General features: G+C 66.6%; 14 protein-coding genes, 1 tRNA gene and 1 pseudogene. 7 read left to right on the top strand and 9 right to left on the bottom strand.

Annotated features, from left to right (window positions below; all coding sequences use genetic code 11):
* Window position 1: 1 nt before the first annotated feature.
* The 3 genes from RE429_RS04985 to RE429_RS04975 all read right to left on the bottom strand — a co-directional run bounded on the left by RE429_RS04985 (window position 2) and on the right by RE429_RS04975 (window position 3,099).
* A complete protein-coding gene (locus RE429_RS04985; protein ID WP_414473243.1) occupies window positions 2-871 on the bottom strand; it encodes an ABC transporter permease in 870 nt (289 codons plus the stop codon).
* On the bottom strand, window positions 868-1,956 hold the full coding sequence (locus tag RE429_RS04980; RefSeq protein ID WP_414473242.1) for an ABC transporter ATP-binding protein: 1,089 nt from the start codon (window positions 1,954-1,956) through the stop codon (window positions 868-870). Before RE429_RS04980 ends, RE429_RS04985 begins: the two co-directional genes overlap by 4 nt.
* Before the next feature lie 69 nt (window positions 1,957-2,025).
* A complete protein-coding gene (locus tag RE429_RS04975) occupies window positions 2,026-3,099 on the bottom strand; it encodes an extracellular solute-binding protein (RefSeq protein ID WP_414473241.1) in 1,074 nt (357 codons plus the stop codon).
* A 171-nt stretch (window positions 3,100-3,270) separates the two neighbouring features.
* Here RE429_RS04975 and pip point away from each other — a divergent pair, with 171 nt between their 5' ends.
* Complete coding sequence (pip, locus tag RE429_RS04970) at window positions 3,271-4,215, top strand: prolyl aminopeptidase (protein WP_414473240.1); 945 nt, start codon at window positions 3,271-3,273, stop codon at window positions 4,213-4,215.
* Between the two features lie 14 nt (window positions 4,216-4,229).
* Here pip and RE429_RS04965 read toward each other — a convergent pair whose 3' ends face one another.
* Window positions 4,230-5,015, bottom strand: a complete 786-nt coding sequence (locus RE429_RS04965; protein ID WP_414473239.1) for a 3-hydroxybutyrate dehydrogenase — start codon at window positions 5,013-5,015, stop codon at window positions 4,230-4,232.
* Window positions 5,016-5,244: 229 nt separating this feature from the next.
* On the opposite strand from RE429_RS04965, the gene pxpB reads away from it, so the two are divergent.
* Window positions 5,245-5,964 (top strand): 5-oxoprolinase subunit PxpB, encoded by a 720-nt coding sequence (gene pxpB, locus RE429_RS04960; protein ID WP_414473238.1) that lies wholly within the window; start codon window positions 5,245-5,247, stop codon window positions 5,962-5,964.
* Window positions 5,961-6,995: a biotin-dependent carboxyltransferase family protein gene (locus RE429_RS04955; RefSeq protein WP_414473237.1), complete on the top strand. Its 1,035-nt coding sequence runs from the start codon at window positions 5,961-5,963 to the stop codon at window positions 6,993-6,995. The genes pxpB and RE429_RS04955 overlap by 4 nt, the downstream gene beginning before the upstream one ends.
* A gap of 34 nt (window positions 6,996-7,029) precedes the next feature.
* Here RE429_RS04955 and RE429_RS04950 read toward each other — a convergent pair.
* From RE429_RS04950 to RE429_RS04940, 3 genes and pseudogenes are all read right to left on the bottom strand, one after another.
* Window positions 7,030-9,233 (bottom strand): annotated as a pseudogene (locus RE429_RS04950) (malate synthase G).
* A gap of 177 nt (window positions 9,234-9,410) precedes the next feature.
* Window positions 9,411-9,486: transfer RNA gene (locus RE429_RS04945), tRNA-Ala, on the bottom strand.
* A gap of 61 nt (window positions 9,487-9,547) precedes the next feature.
* Window positions 9,548-9,925, bottom strand: a complete 378-nt coding sequence (locus RE429_RS04940; RefSeq protein ID WP_414473236.1) for a TIGR02300 family protein — start codon at window positions 9,923-9,925, stop codon at window positions 9,548-9,550.
* 173 nt (window positions 9,926-10,098) lie between these two features.
* On the opposite strand from RE429_RS04940, the gene aroA reads away from it, so the two are divergent.
* The 4 genes from aroA to RE429_RS04920 all read left to right on the top strand — a co-directional run bounded on the left by aroA (window position 10,099) and on the right by RE429_RS04920 (window position 13,349).
* Window positions 10,099-11,445: a 3-phosphoshikimate 1-carboxyvinyltransferase gene (gene aroA / locus RE429_RS04935; RefSeq protein ID WP_414473235.1), complete on the top strand. Its 1,347-nt coding sequence runs from the start codon at window positions 10,099-10,101 to the stop codon at window positions 11,443-11,445.
* A gap of 7 nt (window positions 11,446-11,452) precedes the next feature.
* On the top strand, window positions 11,453-12,076 hold the full coding sequence (gene cmk, locus RE429_RS04930; protein ID WP_414473234.1) for a (d)CMP kinase: 624 nt from the start codon (window positions 11,453-11,455) through the stop codon (window positions 12,074-12,076).
* 79 nt (window positions 12,077-12,155) lie between these two features.
* Window positions 12,156-12,962, top strand: coding sequence for a DUF1194 domain-containing protein (locus RE429_RS04925; RefSeq protein ID WP_414473233.1), 807 nt, complete (start codon window positions 12,156-12,158; stop codon window positions 12,960-12,962).
* 9 nt (window positions 12,963-12,971) lie between these two features.
* Window positions 12,972-13,349, top strand: coding sequence for a methylglyoxal synthase (locus RE429_RS04920; RefSeq protein WP_414473232.1), 378 nt, complete (start codon window positions 12,972-12,974; stop codon window positions 13,347-13,349).
* Window positions 13,350-13,416: 67 nt separating this feature from the next.
* On the opposite strand, the gene hrpB is transcribed toward RE429_RS04920, so the two are convergent.
* Both hrpB and RE429_RS04910 read right to left on the bottom strand, forming a co-directional pair.
* Window positions 13,417-15,882, bottom strand: coding sequence for an ATP-dependent helicase HrpB (gene hrpB / locus RE429_RS04915; RefSeq protein WP_414473231.1), 2,466 nt, complete (start codon window positions 15,880-15,882; stop codon window positions 13,417-13,419).
* A 42-nt stretch (window positions 15,883-15,924) separates the two neighbouring features.
* Window positions 15,925-16,545, bottom strand: coding sequence for an HAD family hydrolase (locus RE429_RS04910; RefSeq protein WP_414473230.1), 621 nt, complete (start codon window positions 16,543-16,545; stop codon window positions 15,925-15,927).
* Window positions 16,546-16,690 lie beyond the last annotated feature (145 nt).

Here is a 16,690-nt window from a genome sequence, read left to right as displayed (position 1 = left end):
GTCAAGCCTGCTTCAAGGTGGTGCCCAGGCTCTGTCCGGTGAGGCGAAGTCCGGCCCAGACGATGGCGGAGGACAGCAGGAGAAGGAGCATGCCGAAGGCTGCCCCCTGCGGCCAGTTGAACCGCGTGATGAACTGCGCGTAGATCTGCTCCGTGAACCACAGCCCGTTCTTGCCGCCCAGCAGCACCGGCGTCGCGAAATTGCCGACGGTGAGCATGAACACGATGATCGAGCCGGCCACGATGCCGGGCATCGCGTGGGGGATGACGATCCGGCGCAGCACCGTCCAGCGGCTGCCGCCGAGATCGAAGCCCGCTTCGACCACGGCCGGCTCCAGGCTCTCCAGCGCGTTGGCGAGCGGCACGATCATGAAAAGAAGGCCGCCATAGACGAGGCCGAGGATCACGGCGCCGTCGTTGTAGAGGAACTCGATCCGCTCCCCGGTCACTCCCGTCGCCTGGAGCAGGTAGGAAATCACGCCGGTCTCGCGCAGCAGCATCATCCAGCCGAGCGTGCGCACGAGCTCGGAGACCCAGAACGGCAGAAGGCAGAACAGCAGCAGCATGGCCTTCAGACGCCCCTGCGCGACGCGGGCGATATAGAGCGCGATGGGAAAGGCGAGAACGAGGGTGAGCGCCGTCACCACGATCGACATGATCGCCGTCCGCGCGAAAGTGCGCCAATAGAGCGGCTCGGTGAAGAATTCGAGGTAGTTGCCGAAGCCGAAGGCATAGACGCGCGGGGCCACCCTCTCGCTGAAGGAAAGGATGAGGATCTCCACATGCGGCAGAACGATGAGAACGCCGAGCCAAAGCACGGCCGGCGCCAGAAGCAGAAAGAGCGTGAGACGCTGGGCCGGTTTCGAGCTCATGCTGCGAAGACCTTCATGGCTTCGACCGTCCAGCCGACATGGATCGGCGCGCCGACCTGAATGCCGGCGAGCGGGCCTGCCTGCGGCAGCACCGCCCGCACGGGCTCGTCGAAACCCGCCGCATCGATCAGCAGGCTCGAATTCGCACCATCGAACAGCACGGCCGAGACGCGGCCCTCGAACCGGTTCGGCAGTCCGCCGAGGGACGATGAATCCTGCGCCAGCGCGATGGCCTCGGGGCGTACGAAGGCGAGCGTTGCCCTGTCGGCCACCCTGCCTTGCCCCTTTACCATCGTGCCGGACGGCAGACGTATGGCGACGGTTCCGTCGGGGGCGGCCCCCGCCGCCTCGCCCTGCCACTTGTTCGTCTCGCCGACGAAGCTCGCCACGAAGGGCGTTGCGGGATGGTGGTAGAGCTCGCGCGGGCTTCCCACCTGCTCGAACCTGCCCTGGTTCATGACCGCGATGCGATCGGACATGACGAGCGCTTCCGACTGGTCGTGAGTGATATAGGCGAAGGTGGTGTTGAAGGTGGCCTGCAGCTGCTTGAGCTCGATCTTCATGTGTTCGCGCAGCTTGAGGTCGAGGGCGCCGAGCGGCTCGTCGAGAAGAACGAGCGTCGGCTCCAGAACGAGGCACCGGGCGATGGCCACGCGCTGACGCTGCCCCCCGGACAGAGCCGTGACGCGGCGGTTGCCGAAACCTTTCAGGCCGACGCGCTCCAGCATGCGGCCGGCGCGCTCCTCGGCCTCGGCGCGGGAGACGCCGCGGCTGGTCAGGCCGTAGGCAACGTTCTCCCCCACGCTCATCATCGGGAAGAGCGCGAGACTCTGAAACACCATGTTCACGGGGCGCTTGTTGGCCGGAACGCCGATCATCGACTTCCCGCGAATACGGATGTCGCCGGAGGTCGGGTCCTCGAAACCCGCAATCATCCGCATCAATGTGGTCTTGCCGCAGCCGGAAGGTCCGAGAATGGAGAAGAATTCGCCGGGAGCGACGCTGAAACTCACGTCGTTGACGGCCGTATGGGAGCCGAAACGCTTGATGACGTGAACGAGATCGAGATCGGTGGTTTGTGCCATGGACGCGCGCCGAAAAAGGTCATCCCCCGGCACGACGCCAGGGGATGATTGATCGTCAGGAAGCAAATGTTACGAGCCGGCCTTCAGGCGGTCGAGGACCTTGCCTTCGATCTCCTCGATGCCCGCGGGCACGGCCGGATACCACTTGATGTTGTCGATCGCGGCCTTCGGGAAGCTGTCGGCGAACTGATCCTTCAGCTTGCCCTGCATGAGCTTGTCGGCGCCGTTGGATGCCGTGAAGTTGCCGGCGGAAGCGGCCACCTTCGCGGCGATCTCGGGACGCATGTTGAAGTTGATCCACTTGTAGGCGGCATCGTCGTTGCGACCCTTGGCCGGAATGGCGAAGGTGTCGACCCAGCCCAGAGCGCCGGACTTCGGGGCGATGAACTTGATGTCCGGGTTCTCGGAGTTCAGCTTCCAGCCGCCCGTGTCCCACGCCATGGCGGCGACGACTTCGCCGGAGCGCAGGGCGTTGAGAAGCTGATCCTTGCCGTCCCAGAAGAACTTCACGTTCTTCTTGCACTCGGCGAGCTTGGCGCCGACCTTGTCCATCATCGCGGCATAGGCCTTGGCATCGCCGTAGGACGCGAAGGGATCCATGCCGTTGGCGAACGCGAAGGCGATGAGCGCCGGGCGCTTGGCGCGGAAGCTCGTCTTGCCGGCGAGGGACGGATCGCAAAGGTCGTTGTAGTCGGCAACCTTCGGCGCGGCCTTCGTGTTCACGATGAGACCGTCGGTGCCCCAGATGTGGGGAACGCCGTAGACCTTGCCGTCCACGGTGGTGTTCTTCTTGGTCGCCTCGAGCATGGAGGCGATGAACTGGTCTGACTTGAGTTTCGACAGGTCGAGCGGCTTGTAGATTCCGAATTCCGCCTGCGGGCCCGCGATGCGGTCCTGGCTCGGCTGCACCAGATCGAAGCCCGCACCCTGGGTTGCGCGCAGCTTGGAGATCATCTCCTCGTTGTTCGAGAGCGTGATCTCGACGTCGATCCCGGTTTCCTTGGTGAACTGATCCACGACCTCCTTCGGGGCGTAGTCCGCCCAGGTCAGGAGCCGGAGCTTCTCGGCCGCCTGGGCCGTTCCGGCGATCATGAGAGCGGCGAAAGCCGTGGCCAGCTTCAGGCCGGCGCGCTTGGTCAACATTGTCATCCTCCATAGGGTCGGGCTTTTACCCGTGTTCCCCAGTTGCAAAGTTATATGACAGTGCGACGACACGCTAGAGGGTCCGAAGCCGGCTCACGAACCTCTCCATGGTGACAGAATACTGCCCCATAGGTATGGATAAGCTCCGCTGCTCCGGAGCCTTTTTCAGCCATGCGCACCTTCTACCCCGAAACCGAACCCTTTGATCGCGGCATGCTCGACGTCGGTGACGGGCACCGGGTCTATTGGGAATTGTGCGGCAACCCCAACGGCAAGCCCGTGGTGTTCCTCCATGGGGGGCCGGGCGGCGGCTTCTCGCCGGCGGCGCGCCGGCTGTTCGACCCGGACAAGTACAAAATCCTGCTGTTCGACCAGCGCGGCTGCGGACGCTCCACGCCCTATGCGAGCCTGGAGGCCAACACCACATGGCACCTCGTGGCCGATATCGAGCGCCTTCGCGCCATGATCGGTGTGGACAGGTGGATGGTGTTCGGCGGCTCCTGGGGCTCGACCCTCGCCCTCGCCTATGCGGAAACCCACCCGGAGCGCGTCACGGAACTCGTGCTGCGCGGGATCTTCACGCTCCGTCGTGAGGAGTTGCTCTGGTATTACCAGGAGGGCGCATCCTGGATCTTCCCCGACAAATGGGAGCGTTTCCTCGCCCCCATCCCGCCGGAGGAGCGCGGCGACCTGATGGCCGCCTACCGCAAGCGCCTGACCCATGCGGACCCCGCCGTCCGGCAGGAGGCCGCAAGCGCCTGGAGCCTGTGGGAGGGCGAGACCATCACGCTCCTCCACAACCAGGAATTCACCGACCAGTTCGGTAACGATCATTACGCGATCGCATTCGCCCGCATCGAGAACCACTACTTCGTCAATGAAGGGTGGTTCGAGGAAGGACAGCTGATCCGCGACGCCCACAAGCTGAAGGGCATCCCTGCCGTGATCATCCAGGGCCGCTACGACGTCGCCACACCGGCCAAGACCGCCTGGGACCTGCACCGCGCATGGCCAGAGGCCCGCTTCATCATGGTGCCGGATGCGGGCCACGCCGTGAACGAGCCCGGAATCCTGCACCATCTCATCGAGGCGACGGACGCTTTCGCGAGGGGCTGACCCTCGCGAGCGCCTTACTTCGCCGTCCAGCCGCCATCCATGGACAGGTTGGCGCCGGACATCTGGCTGGCCGCGTCCGAGCAGAGGAACACGGCCAGCGCCGCGACCTGCTCGACGGTGACGAACTGCTTGGTCGGCTGGGCCTCGAGCAGAACGTCGTTGATCACCTGCTCCTTGGTCATGTTGCGCGCCTTCATCGTGTCGGGGATCTGCCTTTCCACGAGGGGCGTCCAGACATAGCCGGGGCTGATGCAGTTCACCGTGATGCCGTGGGTCGCCACCTCCAGCGCAACGGTTTTCGTAAGGCCCGCAATGCCGTGCTTAGCGGCGACATAGGCCGACTTGAAGGGCGACGCCACGAGGGAATGGGCGGAGGCGGTGTTGATGATCCGGCCCCAGCCGCGCGCCTTCATGCCCGGCACCGCCGCACGGATGGCGTGGAAGGCCGAGGAGAGATTGATCGCGATGATCTGGTCCCATTTCTCGACCGGGAACTCCTCCACCGGCGCGACGAACTGAATGCCCGCATTGTTGACGAGGATGTCCACGCTGCCGAGGCTTTTCTCGGCCTGATGGATCATGTCGGCGATCTCGTCGCCTTTGAGCATGTTGGCCGGCGAATAGATGGCTTTCACGCCGTACTCGCTCTCGATGGCGGCACGGGTCCTCTCGATCTCCGCTTCATCGCCGAGTCCGTTGATGACCACGTTCGCGCCTTCCTTGGCGAAGGCCCGGGCGATGGCCAGCCCGATCCCGCTGGTCGATCCGGTAACGACGGCATTCTTGGATTTCAAAGTCATGATCTACTCCGCATGAGCCTTTGGCCTCGGGGCTCTCGAGCCACAATGACATAACATGAAGGGGACAGACACGTTGAGCCTGGCAAAAAGGAGCACTCGTCCTTCTCCACTCATCCCTCTCCTGGAGCCCTCTCGCCCGCGTCCAAGGCATAGCGCAAGGTCAACTCCCGCATTGTTCCAACTCGGTCGATGTGAGAGAGATCTGGGGCAACGATTGGACGGGTGAATAGTGCAGACACCTCGATTTCTCCCCTGCGGCGATAGCGCTCTGACCGTCGAGTTCGGGAGCGCGATCGACCCCGGCCTGAACGGCAAGGTTCTCGCGCTCGACTCCCTTCTGCGCGCCAACCCGCCTGCCGGGCTTATCGAGACCGTCCCGACCTATCGCTCCCTCACCCTGCAATTCGACCCCACGACCACCGATTACGACGCGCTCATCCGCCTTCTCGAAGAGGCGACCGTCGGCCTTCAGCCGCAAGCCGCGATGGGCACACGCTGGCGCGTCCCCGTGGTCTATGGCGGGGAATACGGCGTCGACCTGGATGACGTGGCGGAGCGCCATGGCCTGGCGCCCTCCCGGCTCATCGAACTTCATTCGGCCGCCGTGTACCGGATCTACATGATCGGCTTCATCCCGGGCTTTGCCTATCTCGGCGGCCTCGACCCCCGGATCGCCACGTCGCGGCGTACCCAGCCCCGCCTGAAGGTTCCGTGCGGATCGATCATGATCGGCGGCGAGCAGGCCGGAATCGTCCCCATGGAGATGCCGAGCGGCTGGCACCTTCTGGGGCGCACGCCGGTGCTGAGCTATGCCCCCGGGCGTGATCCCGCCTTTCTGTTCGCAGCCGGGGACGAGATCGTGTTCGATCCCATCGATGCCTCACGGTGGAACGACCTCGAAAGGGCCGCGCTGGCGGGCGAGCCCGTCGCGGAGCCGGTGCAGGCATGACGAACCTTGTCGTCAAGAATTGCGGGCCGATGACGAGCCTGCAGGATTGGGGGCGCATCGGCTATCAGCGTTTCGGCGTCTCGCCGTCCGGCGCCATGGATCGCCGTTGCCTTGCCATGGCGAACGCGCTCGTCGGCAATGCGCCGGAGGTCGCGGCGATCGAGTTCATGAATCTTGGCGGCAGCTTCACCTGCGACGGCGGGAGCCTGCATGTCGCCCTCGTCGGCGCGGGCTGCACGGCGAGCCTGGACGGCAAGCCTCTCGAACCCAACACGACCATCGTCCTGAACGAGGGCGACACGCTGCAGGTCGGCCATCCGCGCAGCGGCACATTCGCCTATCTGGCAGTCGCAGGCGGCTTCCTGGTCGAGCCGCAGCTCGGCAGCCTGTCCCTTCACCCGCGCTCCCGTCTCGGCGGGCTGAACGGAGCGGCCCTGAAGGCTGGAGATCGCCTTCCCTGCCGGCCGGATGCACAGCAGGGCGCTCCGACGCATCTGCCGCTCGAGCCGGTCGAGGAGCCCGGCCCGATCCGTGTGATCATGGGGCCGCAGGACGACTACTTTACGGAGGAGGCGATCCGGACCTTCCTGAGCGCCGAGTTCACCATCAGCCCTCAGGCCGACCGCATGGGCTTCCAGCTGGACGGCCCGCGGCTGGAGCACGGGAGGGGCTTCAACATCGTCTCCGACGGAATCGTGGACGGGCACATCCAGGTGCCGGGAAGCGGCCTGCCCATCGTGCTCATGCGCGATCGTCAGACGGCAGGCGGCTATCCGAAGATCGCCACGATCATCAGCGCCGATCTTGGACGCTTCGCGCAGATGCGCCCCGGCTCCCCTGTTCGCTTTCGAGCCGTCTCGCGGGATGAAGCCGTGGCTGCGGCACGCCGGCAGAAGGAATGGCTGGGGGCACTTCCCTCAGCCCTCGTTCCGCTGCGCTTCGAACTCACGACGGAACATCTTCTCAGCACGAACCTGATCGGCGGCATGGTGGACGCGCACGCCCCCAAAATCCCCGATCACACGGACTGAAAGCATTGGAGCGCCTCGCGGGCGCTCCTTTGTCTCACCTGGTCTTGACGCCGCTCTCGTCGGAACGGTCCGCCGCGCCCGCGGCCTTGGCCATTCTTCTGTATTTATGGAGGATCCACTCGGTGTAGCCGTTGGGCTGGGCGGCGCCCTCGAACACCAGCGCGCAGGCGGCCTGGAAGGCCGGGCCGTCGAAGCCGGGCGCCATCGCCCGGTAGAGCGGATCGCCCGCATTCTGCCGGTCGACCACCGCCGCCATGCGCCGCAGGCTCGCCTCCACCTGCGCGCGCGTCACGATGGCGTGCCGCAGCCAGTTCGCGATGTGCTGGCTCGAAATCCGCAGCGTCGCCCGGTCCTCCATCAGCCCGACATCGTGGATGTCCGGCACCTTCGAGCAGCCGACCCCCTGGTCGACCCAGCGCACCACATAGCCGAGAATGCCCTGGCAGTTGTTGTCGAGCTCCTCCTGCACCGCCGCCGGCGCCCAGTTCGACTGCGCCACCGGCACCGTCAGGAGCGCGGCCAGCGGGGCCGGCGCGCGCGCGCCCGCAGCGCCGCCTGGCGCGCCGAAACGTCGACCGCGTGATAGTGCAGCGCATGCAGCGTCGCGGCGGTCGGCGACGGCACCCAGGCGGTGCTGGCGCCGGCCTCCGGATGGGCGATCTTCTGGGCCAGCATGGCGGCCATCCGGTCGGGCGCCGCCCACATGCCCTTGCCGATCTGGGCATGGCCCGGCAGCCCGCAGGCCAGCCCCACATCCACGTTGTGGTCCTCGTACGCCTGGATCCACACGCTCGCCTTCATGTCGGCCTTGCGCAGCATCGGGCCGGCCTCCATCGCGGTGTGGATCTCGTCGCCGGTGCGGTCGAGAAAGCCCGTGTTGATGAAAAACACCCGCCTGGCCGCCGCCGCAATGCAGGCCTTGAGGTTGACCGTGGTGCGCCGCTCCTCGTCCATGATGCCCATCTTGAGCGTGTCGCGGGCAAGCCCGAGCATGTCCTCGACCGCGGCGAACAGCGCGTCGGCGAACGCCACCTCGTCCGGCCCGTGCATCTTCGGCTTGACGATGTAGACCGAGCCGGTGCGGCTGTTGCGCAGCGGCCCCGGGCCCTTGAGGTCGTGCAGCGCGATCAGCGCCGTGACCGCCGCATCGAGGAGCGTCTCCGGGATCTCCTGGCCGGCTTCGTCGCGCACCGCATCGGTGAACATGTGATGGCCGACATTGCGCACCAGCATCAGGCTGCGGCCCGCAAGCCGCACCGCGCCGCCCCCGGGCGCGGTGTAGACCCGGTCCGGGGCGAGCCGGCGCGTGACGGTCTGGCCGCCCTTCGCGAAGCTCTCGACGAGATCGCCCTTCATCAGGCCGAGCCAGGCGCGGTAGACCGCGACCTTGTCGGCGGCATCCACCGCCGCGACCGAATCCTCCAGGTCCATGATCGTCGACACCGCCGCCTCGAGCACGAGATCGGCCACGCCGGCGGGATCGGCGGCCCCGATCGGGTCGGTGCGGTCGATCCGCAGCTCGAGATGCAGGTTGTGGTGGACGAGCAGCACCGCGGAGGGGCTGTCCGGCGCGCCCTGGTAGCCGACGAGCCGGGCCGGGTCGGCGAGGCCGGTCGCGCGCCCGTCCTGCAGCCGCACCACCAGCGCCCCGGCGCGGACGGCATAGCCGGCGGCCGCGGCGTGGCTGCCTTGCGCCAGCGGCGCGGCCTGGTCGAGCAGCGCGCGGGCGCGGGCCACCACCGCGGCGCCGCGCACCGTGTTGTAGCCGGCCGCCCGGGCGGCGGCGCCCTCGTCGGGGATCGCATCGGTGCCGTAGAGCGCGTCGTACAGGCTGCCCCAGCGGGCATTGGCGGCATTGAGCGCGTAGCGGGCATTGGAGACCGGCACCACGAGCTGCGGGCCGGCGATGCGGGCGATCTCGTCGTCGACAGGGGCGGTCGACACCGCCACCTCGTCCGGCGCGGGCACGATATAGCCGATCTCGCGCAGGAAGCGCTCGTCGGCGGCCGGGTCGAGCGGCTGGCCGGCGCGGGCGCGGTAATGGGCGTCGATCTCGGCCTGGAGGCGGTCACGGGTGGCCAGAAGGGCCCGGTTGCGCGGCGCGAAATCCCGCACCAGCCCGGCCAGGCCGGCAAAGAACGCGTCCGCCGCTATCCCCGTGCCCGGAAGCGCCTCCCGAACCACAAAATCGTGAAGAGCCGCCGCTACCGACAGCCCATGCGTCTGAACGCGATTCATTGTTCCCGCTTTCGTGGAGTGAACATTCCTGGCCTTAGCTTAAGGCGCTGCGCCTAAAAATGAAGATGCCCTCCTTTCGCCTGAGGCAAAGGGCGGCTGGTGCGCACAATCGAAACGGAACAATAAAAAAGCCGCCCGAAGGCGGCTGTTTTTAGAAAGTTCTGTTTTAGAAAGTTTTGGTGGAGCTGAGCGGGATCGAACCGCTGACCTCGTGAATGCCATTCACGCGCTCTCCCAACTGAGCTACAGCCCCACTTGAAATCCGCGGTGTTTGGGGCACCGCGGCGTCTCTATAATCAGGTCCGACGCGAGGTTCAAGCCTCTTCGTCGTCTTCCAGGTCACTATCGATCAGATCCGAAACGTCATCGTCGCTCTCTTCCTCGTCTTCGAGGAAGGTGTCGTCGGTGTCGTCCTCGCCCACGTCGATGTCGTCATCGACCGGGATGTCCTTCTCGTTCTCGCCAGCCTCGACCTCGTCGAGGGAGACCATCTCCGGACCGGTGGTTTCCAGCTCGGTGTCTTCCTCGTCATTGGAGGCGCGAGCGACTGCGGGAGCAGGGACGCGGCTCAGAGCCGCGGCCTGGAAGACGGTGCCGCATTTCGGGCAGACCGCCGGGTCCCTGTTAAGATCGTAGAATTTCGCGCCGCAGCTCATGCACTGGCGCTTCAAGCCGAGTTCCGGTTTGGCCACGGGTGATTGCCTTCATGGAAGTGAATGATCGGGAAGGCACCCGTTAGTCATGAGGGAAAGGCTTGTCAAATGAGAAATTGCGCCGGAGGGCTCATGCCGCGCACCTTGCGCGTGACGACAGGAGGAGGTCGTGTTAGAGCCCGCCCCAAAGAGAAGGCTCAAGGAATCCGAGAATGTCCCACGCCCATGGCCCGGCCGCCCCCGTCTCCAGCAGATCTGGAAATGCCCTGAAAGGACGCATTCGCGTTCCCGGGGACAAATCCATTTCCCATCGTTCCATGATCTTCGGGCTCCTCTCCATCGGCGAAACCCGGGTCGAGGGCCTTCTCGAAGGGGATGACGTTCTGCGCACGGCGGAAGCCTGCCGAGCCCTCGGCGCCACCATCACACGGGAGGCCCCCGGCCGCTGGCGGGTCATAGGTGCCGGCATCGGCGGCCTGGTCGAGCCGAAGGACGTCCTCGATTTCGGCAATGCGGGCACAGGCTCGCGCCTCATGATGGGCGTTGCGGGGAGCCACCCGATCACCTCGACCTTCGATGGCGATGCCTCGCTGCGCAAGCGCCCCATGCGCCGTATTCTCGACCCGCTGGTGAAGATGGGCGTCACGGTGGTGAGCGAGGCGGAGGGCGGCCGCGTGCCCCTCACCCTGCGCGGCCCCAAGGAGACTCTCCCGATCACCTACGAGACCCCCGCCGCCTCCGCCCAGATCAAATCGGCGATCCTGCTCGCGGGCCTCAATTCCCCCGGCCGAACCACGGTCATCGAGCGCGAGGCGACCCGCGACCACACGGAGCGCATGTTGCGCCATTTCGGCGCAACCGTCGATGTCGTCCCCCATGGGGAGGATGGCCGCGCCATCACCCTCCATGGCCAGCCCGAGCTTCGCGCAACCGACATCGTGGTGCCGACCGATCCCTCCTCCGCCGCCTTCCCGCTTGTGGCCGCGCTGATCGCCCCCGGCTCGGACATCGTGATCGAAGCCGTGATGATGAACCCGCTCCGCACGGGCCTGATCACCACCCTTCTCGAAATGGGTGCATCGATCGAGCGCCTGAACGAGCGTGACGAGGGTGGCGAGACGGTGGCGGACCTGCGCGTGCGCTACAGCAGGCTCACCGGCGTGACCGTTCCTCATGGGCGTGCGCCAGCCATGATCGACGAATACCCGATCCTCGCCGTCGCAGCCTCCTTCGCCGAAGGCAGCACCCGCATGCAGGGCCTCCATGAGCTGCGCGTGAAGGAATCGGACCGCCTCGCGGCCGTCGCGGCGGGCCTCGCGGAGGCGGGAGTCGAGCACGAAATTCAGGGCGACGACCTGATCGTGCATGGCTCCAGGACGGTGCGTGGCGGCGGCAACCCGATTGCGACCCATCTCGACCACCGCATCGCCATGTCCTTCCTGGTCCTGGGTCTGGCGACGCGGGAGCCCGTGACCGTGGACGACGGGGCGATGATCATGACGAGTTTCCCGTCCTTCATCCCCCTCATGCGCGAACTCGGCGCCACGATCCAGGACTGAGTCCGCCATGATCATCGCAATCGACGGTCCCGCCGCCTCGGGCAAGGGGACCCTGGGCAAGCGCCTCTCCGATCATTTCGGCCTCGCGCATCTCGATACGGGCCTGCTTTACCGGGCCGTCGCCCGGGTCATGCTCGACCGGGAGCTCGACCTGACGGACCGGGACGCCGCCCATCAGGTGGCCCTCGACCTCGACGTGACGCATCTCGACGATCCCCGCCTGCGGGGGGCTCAGATGGGCGAAGCGGCTTCCGTCATCTCCGGCTACCAGCCGGTTCGCGACGCCCTTTTGGCCTTCCAGCGCCAGTTCGCCGAGCAGCCGCCCGGGGCGGTGCTTGACGGACGGGATATCGGCACCGTGGTCTGCCCTCGCGCGGATGTGAAACTCTTCATCACGGCCGCTCCCGAGGAGCGGGCCCGCCGCCGGCATCTCGAGCTTCAGAAGAGAGGCGAGCAGATCGCCTACGAGACGATCCTGGACGATATCCGCCGCCGGGACGAGCGGGACATGAACCGCAGCACGGCCCCGTTGAAGCCGGCGGCCGACGCGGTCACCCTCGATACGACCCATCTCGACGCGGATGCGGCCTTCCGGAAGGCCCTCGACCTCGTCCAAGCCAGGCGTTCCTGAACAGAACGCAACCTTGCGCCACGCTCAGATGGTGGCACACTGAGCGAACCAGTCCGCCTCCCTTTCCGAGGAGATTACGATGGTTCGCTCAGCGATCGCCCATCTGGCCGCAGGACTAGCCTTGCTCTGGACGTGCCTTCCGTGGCCGGCCGCGGCGCAGAACGACAACGAGGTCGACCTCGCCCTCGTGATCGCCGTCGACATCTCCTTTTCCATGGACACGGACGAGCAGGCCCTGCAGCGCGAGGGCTTCGCGCAGGCGTTCCGCTCACAGCAGGTCCATGATGCGATCCGGGGCGGATTGCTGGGTAAGATCGCCGTCACCTACATGGAATGGGCAGGCTCCCCCGACCAGAAGGTGATCATTCCCTGGACGATCCTCGACAATTCCGAAAGCCTGATGGCCTTCGCGGACAAGATTGCCTCGACACCCCTGCGCCGGGCTCAGCGCACGTCGATCTCCAGCGCCGTCGATTTCGGCGTGAAGCTCCTCGAACAGAGCGGCATCGAGGCGGTCCGGCAGGTGATCGACGTTTCCGGAGACGGCCCCAACAACCAGGGCCGGGCCATCGTGCAGGCCCGCGACGACGCGGTGGCGAAGGGCATCATCATCAATGGGCTGCCGATCATGATGCGCAAGCCCGGCTATCTCGACATTGCCGAGCTCGATCTCTATTACAGGGACTGCGTGATCGGCGGCCAAGGGGCCTTCACGGTTCCCGTCCGTGAGCGCGATCAATTCGTCGAGGCCATCAAGACCAAGATCCTGCTCGAGGTCGCCAGTCTCATGCCCGAGAAGCCCCCCCTCATCAACCGCGTCCAGAGCGCGCCCGCCACGAACTGCTTGGCCGGCGAGATGCAGTGGCGCGACCGCTGGAGCAATTGAGTCCCTCCCATGAAGAAGCTGACTTTGGCGCTCGTGGCCCACGACGCCAAGAAGAACGACATGGCCGATTTCGTCGCCATGTTCGAGAACGAGATTCGCCCCTTCAATCTTTTCGCCACCGGCACGACGGGCAGCCGGGTGATGGAACGCTGCCCTGCCCTCTCCGTCACCCGCCTGAAGAGCGGGCCGCTCGGCGGCGACCAGCAGATCGGTGCGATGATCGCGGAGGGCAGGATCGATGCCCTGTTCTTCTTCGTCGATCCTCTCTCGCCCCACCCGCACGATGTCGACGTCAAGGCGCTGATGCGTCTGGCGCTCGTCTATAACATCCCGATGGCCCTCAACCGCGCCACGGCCGAGCGTCTGATCCAGTCGTTCCGGGAATAGGCTCCGATTCCGAGACGGCCGTTGCGCGCCCTTCTCCGGGTGAGGACGAGCGCCGAATGGCGAGAACTCAAGTCCCGCGCGGCTTTGCGCGCCGCGTCGGCGGCGCGGTCAGCGGGTCGTCCGGCCAGGGATGCTTCGGATATTGCCCGCGCATGTCCGCGCGCACAGCCGCCCAGGAGCCGCGCCAGAACCCCGGCAGGTCGCGCGTGATCTGGATGGGACGTTGGGCCGGCGACAGCAGATGCAGGATGAGCGGCACGCGGCCCGCGGCGATGGCGGGATGCCTGTCGAGGCCGAACAGCTCCTGCACGCGCACCGCCAGAACCGGCCCCTCCTCCGCACCGTAATCGATGGGGATCTGGGAACCCGTCGGCACCTCGATATGGGTCGGCGCCTCGGCATCGAGACGGCGCTGGAGGTTCCACGGCAGACGATTCCGCAAGGCTTCGCTCAGGAGATCCGGGCCGATATCGTTGAGGCCGCTCCGTCCGACGAGATGCGGCGCAAGCCACTCCTCCGCGGTTGCGGTCAGCGCCGCGTCGGAAAGGTCGGGCCATTCGTCGCCCTCGGCCTTTCGCAGGAACATCACGCGCTCGCGCCATTGCGCCAGCGCCTTGGACCAGGGCAACGCATCGAGCCCCACGGACACGAGTCCCTTGGCAAGACGATGCGCGGCCTCTTCCGTCGCCGGAACCTTCAGGGGCCGCTCGTTGAGCACGAGCGCCCCGAGGCGGCGCACGCCGCGGGCGCGCAGGGCCCGGGCCTGACGATCGAAGGCGACTTCGTCGCTCTGCTCGATCCGATCCGCGAAAGCGGCCTCGATCTCCTCCATGGCGATCGGAGCGGCTGCGAGAATGCGCGCGGAGGCCGCGCCGCCTGCGATCTCGGCGACGGCGAGAGTGGGCTCCTTGGCCAGGCGCTCGTGCGGCTCGAGCGATGCGCCGCGCCCGTTGGCCATGACATAGTCGCCAAGCTTGCCCCGCGCCTTCGCGAGGCGGTCGGGATAGGCGAGCATCAGCAGCGCACCGAGGGAGCGGGGCTCGCCTCGGGCCGCGCCCGCCTGGGTCTTCGCCCAGCCATCGGCCAGGCGCCGCATATCGTCCGCACGGCGCGAGCGGTCCCGGCGGAAGCGCTCGACCCGCTCGCCCAGATCCACCATATCGCCGCCGAGCCCTCGTTCCACGAGAACGGCGGCGAGGTCCGCCGCGTCCCGCGCCTGACCGTTCTCCCCCGCGACCAGAATCATGCGGGCCAGACGCGGCGGAAGAGGCAGATCCCGCAAGCGCCGCCCCGTCTCGGTGATGCGGCCTTCCCCATCGAGCGCGTCGAGCTGCTGAAGAAGGGTGCGGGCTTCCTTCGCGGCGGGAGCCGGCGGCGGATCGAGAAAGGCGAGCGTCGAGGGGTCCGTCACGCCCCAGGCCGCGCAATCGAGAAGCAACGGCGCAAGGTCGGCGGAGAGGATTTCGGGGCGGGCGAAGGGCTCCAGCGCCCCCGTCGCGGCCTCTTCCCACAAACGATAGCAGACGCCCGGCTCGGTTCGGCCCGCGCGGCCACGGCGCTGATCGGCGGCGGCGCGCGAAACGCGTACCGTCTCGAGGCGCGTCAGGCCGATATTCGGCTCATAGACGGGCACGCGGGCGAGGCCTGAATCGATCACCACGCGCACGCCCTCGATGGTCAGCGAGGTTTCCGCGATGGACGTGGCGAGGACGACCTTGCGGCGGCCGGGCTTGGCGGGGCCCACCGCAAGATCCTGCTCGCCCCGATCGAGCGCGCCATAGAGCGGCGCAATATCGACGGCGGGATCGGCGATGCGCTCACGCAGCATGGTCTCGACGCGGCGGATTTCCCCCTGTCCCGGCAGGAAGACGAGGATCGACCCGCCCTCCCCGCGCAGGGCGCGCAGGGCGGCGTCCGCCACCTGCTCGTCGATGCGCCTGGTGGGATCGCGTCCGAGATAGCGCGTCTCCACCGGATAGGCGCGGCCTTCGGATTCGATCACCGGCGCGCCGCTCAAGAGCTTCGCGACACGGGCGCCATCGAGCGTGGCCGACATGACGAGCAGACGCAGATCCTCACGCAGGCCGCCCTGCGCATCGAGGGCGAGCGCAAGCCCGAGATCGGCATCGAGCGAGCGCTCGTGAAACTCGTCGAAGAGCACGGCCGCGACGCCCTCGAGGCTGGGATCGTCGAGGATCATGCGGGCGAAGACACCCTCCGTCACCACCTCGATCCGCGTTCTGCGGCTGACCTTGGAGCCCAGGCGGACACGAAGACCGACGGTCTCCCCCACCGGCTCGCCCAGGGTCTGAGCCATGCGTTCGGCCGCGGCGCGCGCCGCCAGACGCCGGGGCTCCAGAACGATGATCCTGCCGCCCTCCACCCAGGGCTCGTCGAGCAGGACGAGCGGCACCCGCGTGGTCTTGCCCGCGCCGGGCGGAGCGACCAGCACCGCATTGGCGCTCGTCCGCAAGCTCGCCGTCAGATCGGCGAGAACCGCGTCGATGGGAAGGGAGCTGTCGAAAACGCGCATGCCGCCTGATGGCTCAAGCCGGTTCGAAGAGCAAGCGCGGCATTAAACCGGAAAGCCGTGACGCCTCAGCTCGGCGGCGAGGTCGACCTGCTCGTCGGGATAATGGATCGCATGCATGCCGAGCGTCCGGGCCGTTTCGATGTTGGCCCGCGAATCGTCGATGAACACGCAATCCGCCGCGGCAAGCCCGTAACGGTCGAGCAGAAGACGGTAGATGGTGGGATCGGGCTTCAGGAGCCGCTCGTCGCCCGAGACGATCACGCCGTCGAAACCGTCCAGGAAAGGAAAGATCTCCTTCGAAAGGACGAATTTGGGACCGGAGAAATTGGTGATGGAATAATTCGGCACCCCGGCCCGCCGCAATTGCAGGAGCAGGGCCACGTTCTGCTCGTAGGTCCCCGAGACGGTTTCCGGCCACCGCTCGTGGAAGGCGCGGATCTGGCTCTCGTGGCCGGGATAATCCCGCACGAGGAGGGCAACGGCTTCGTCCCAGTCGCGGCCCCGGTCCTGCTCCAGATTCCAGGCCGGAGTGCAGACATGGCTCAAGAACCACTCCATCTCCGCCGCGTCCTCGAAGAGGCTGCGGTAGAGATGGCGCGGGTCCCAGCGCAGCAGGACGTTGCCGATATCGAAGACGACGGTGGTCGGTTGGCGAGTGTTCACGATGGCCCCCTCTTGCTTGTTTGCTTGTTTGCTTGTTCACTAGCGCATCGCGCGAAGAAGTGGCTCCGGTTTTTCGCCGGAACGATGCGCTCTTCTATAGGGGGAGCATCGGATGCAATCCCAAAAGTGCAAATCCACTTTTCAC

It is taken from the genome of Microvirga sp. M2 (genome assembly GCF_047497095.1).
GTDB lineage: Bacteria > Pseudomonadota > Alphaproteobacteria > Rhizobiales > Beijerinckiaceae > Microvirga.
The sequence above is the reverse complement of the archived record's forward strand: the minus strand, read 5'-3'. Positions and strand labels throughout refer to the sequence as shown.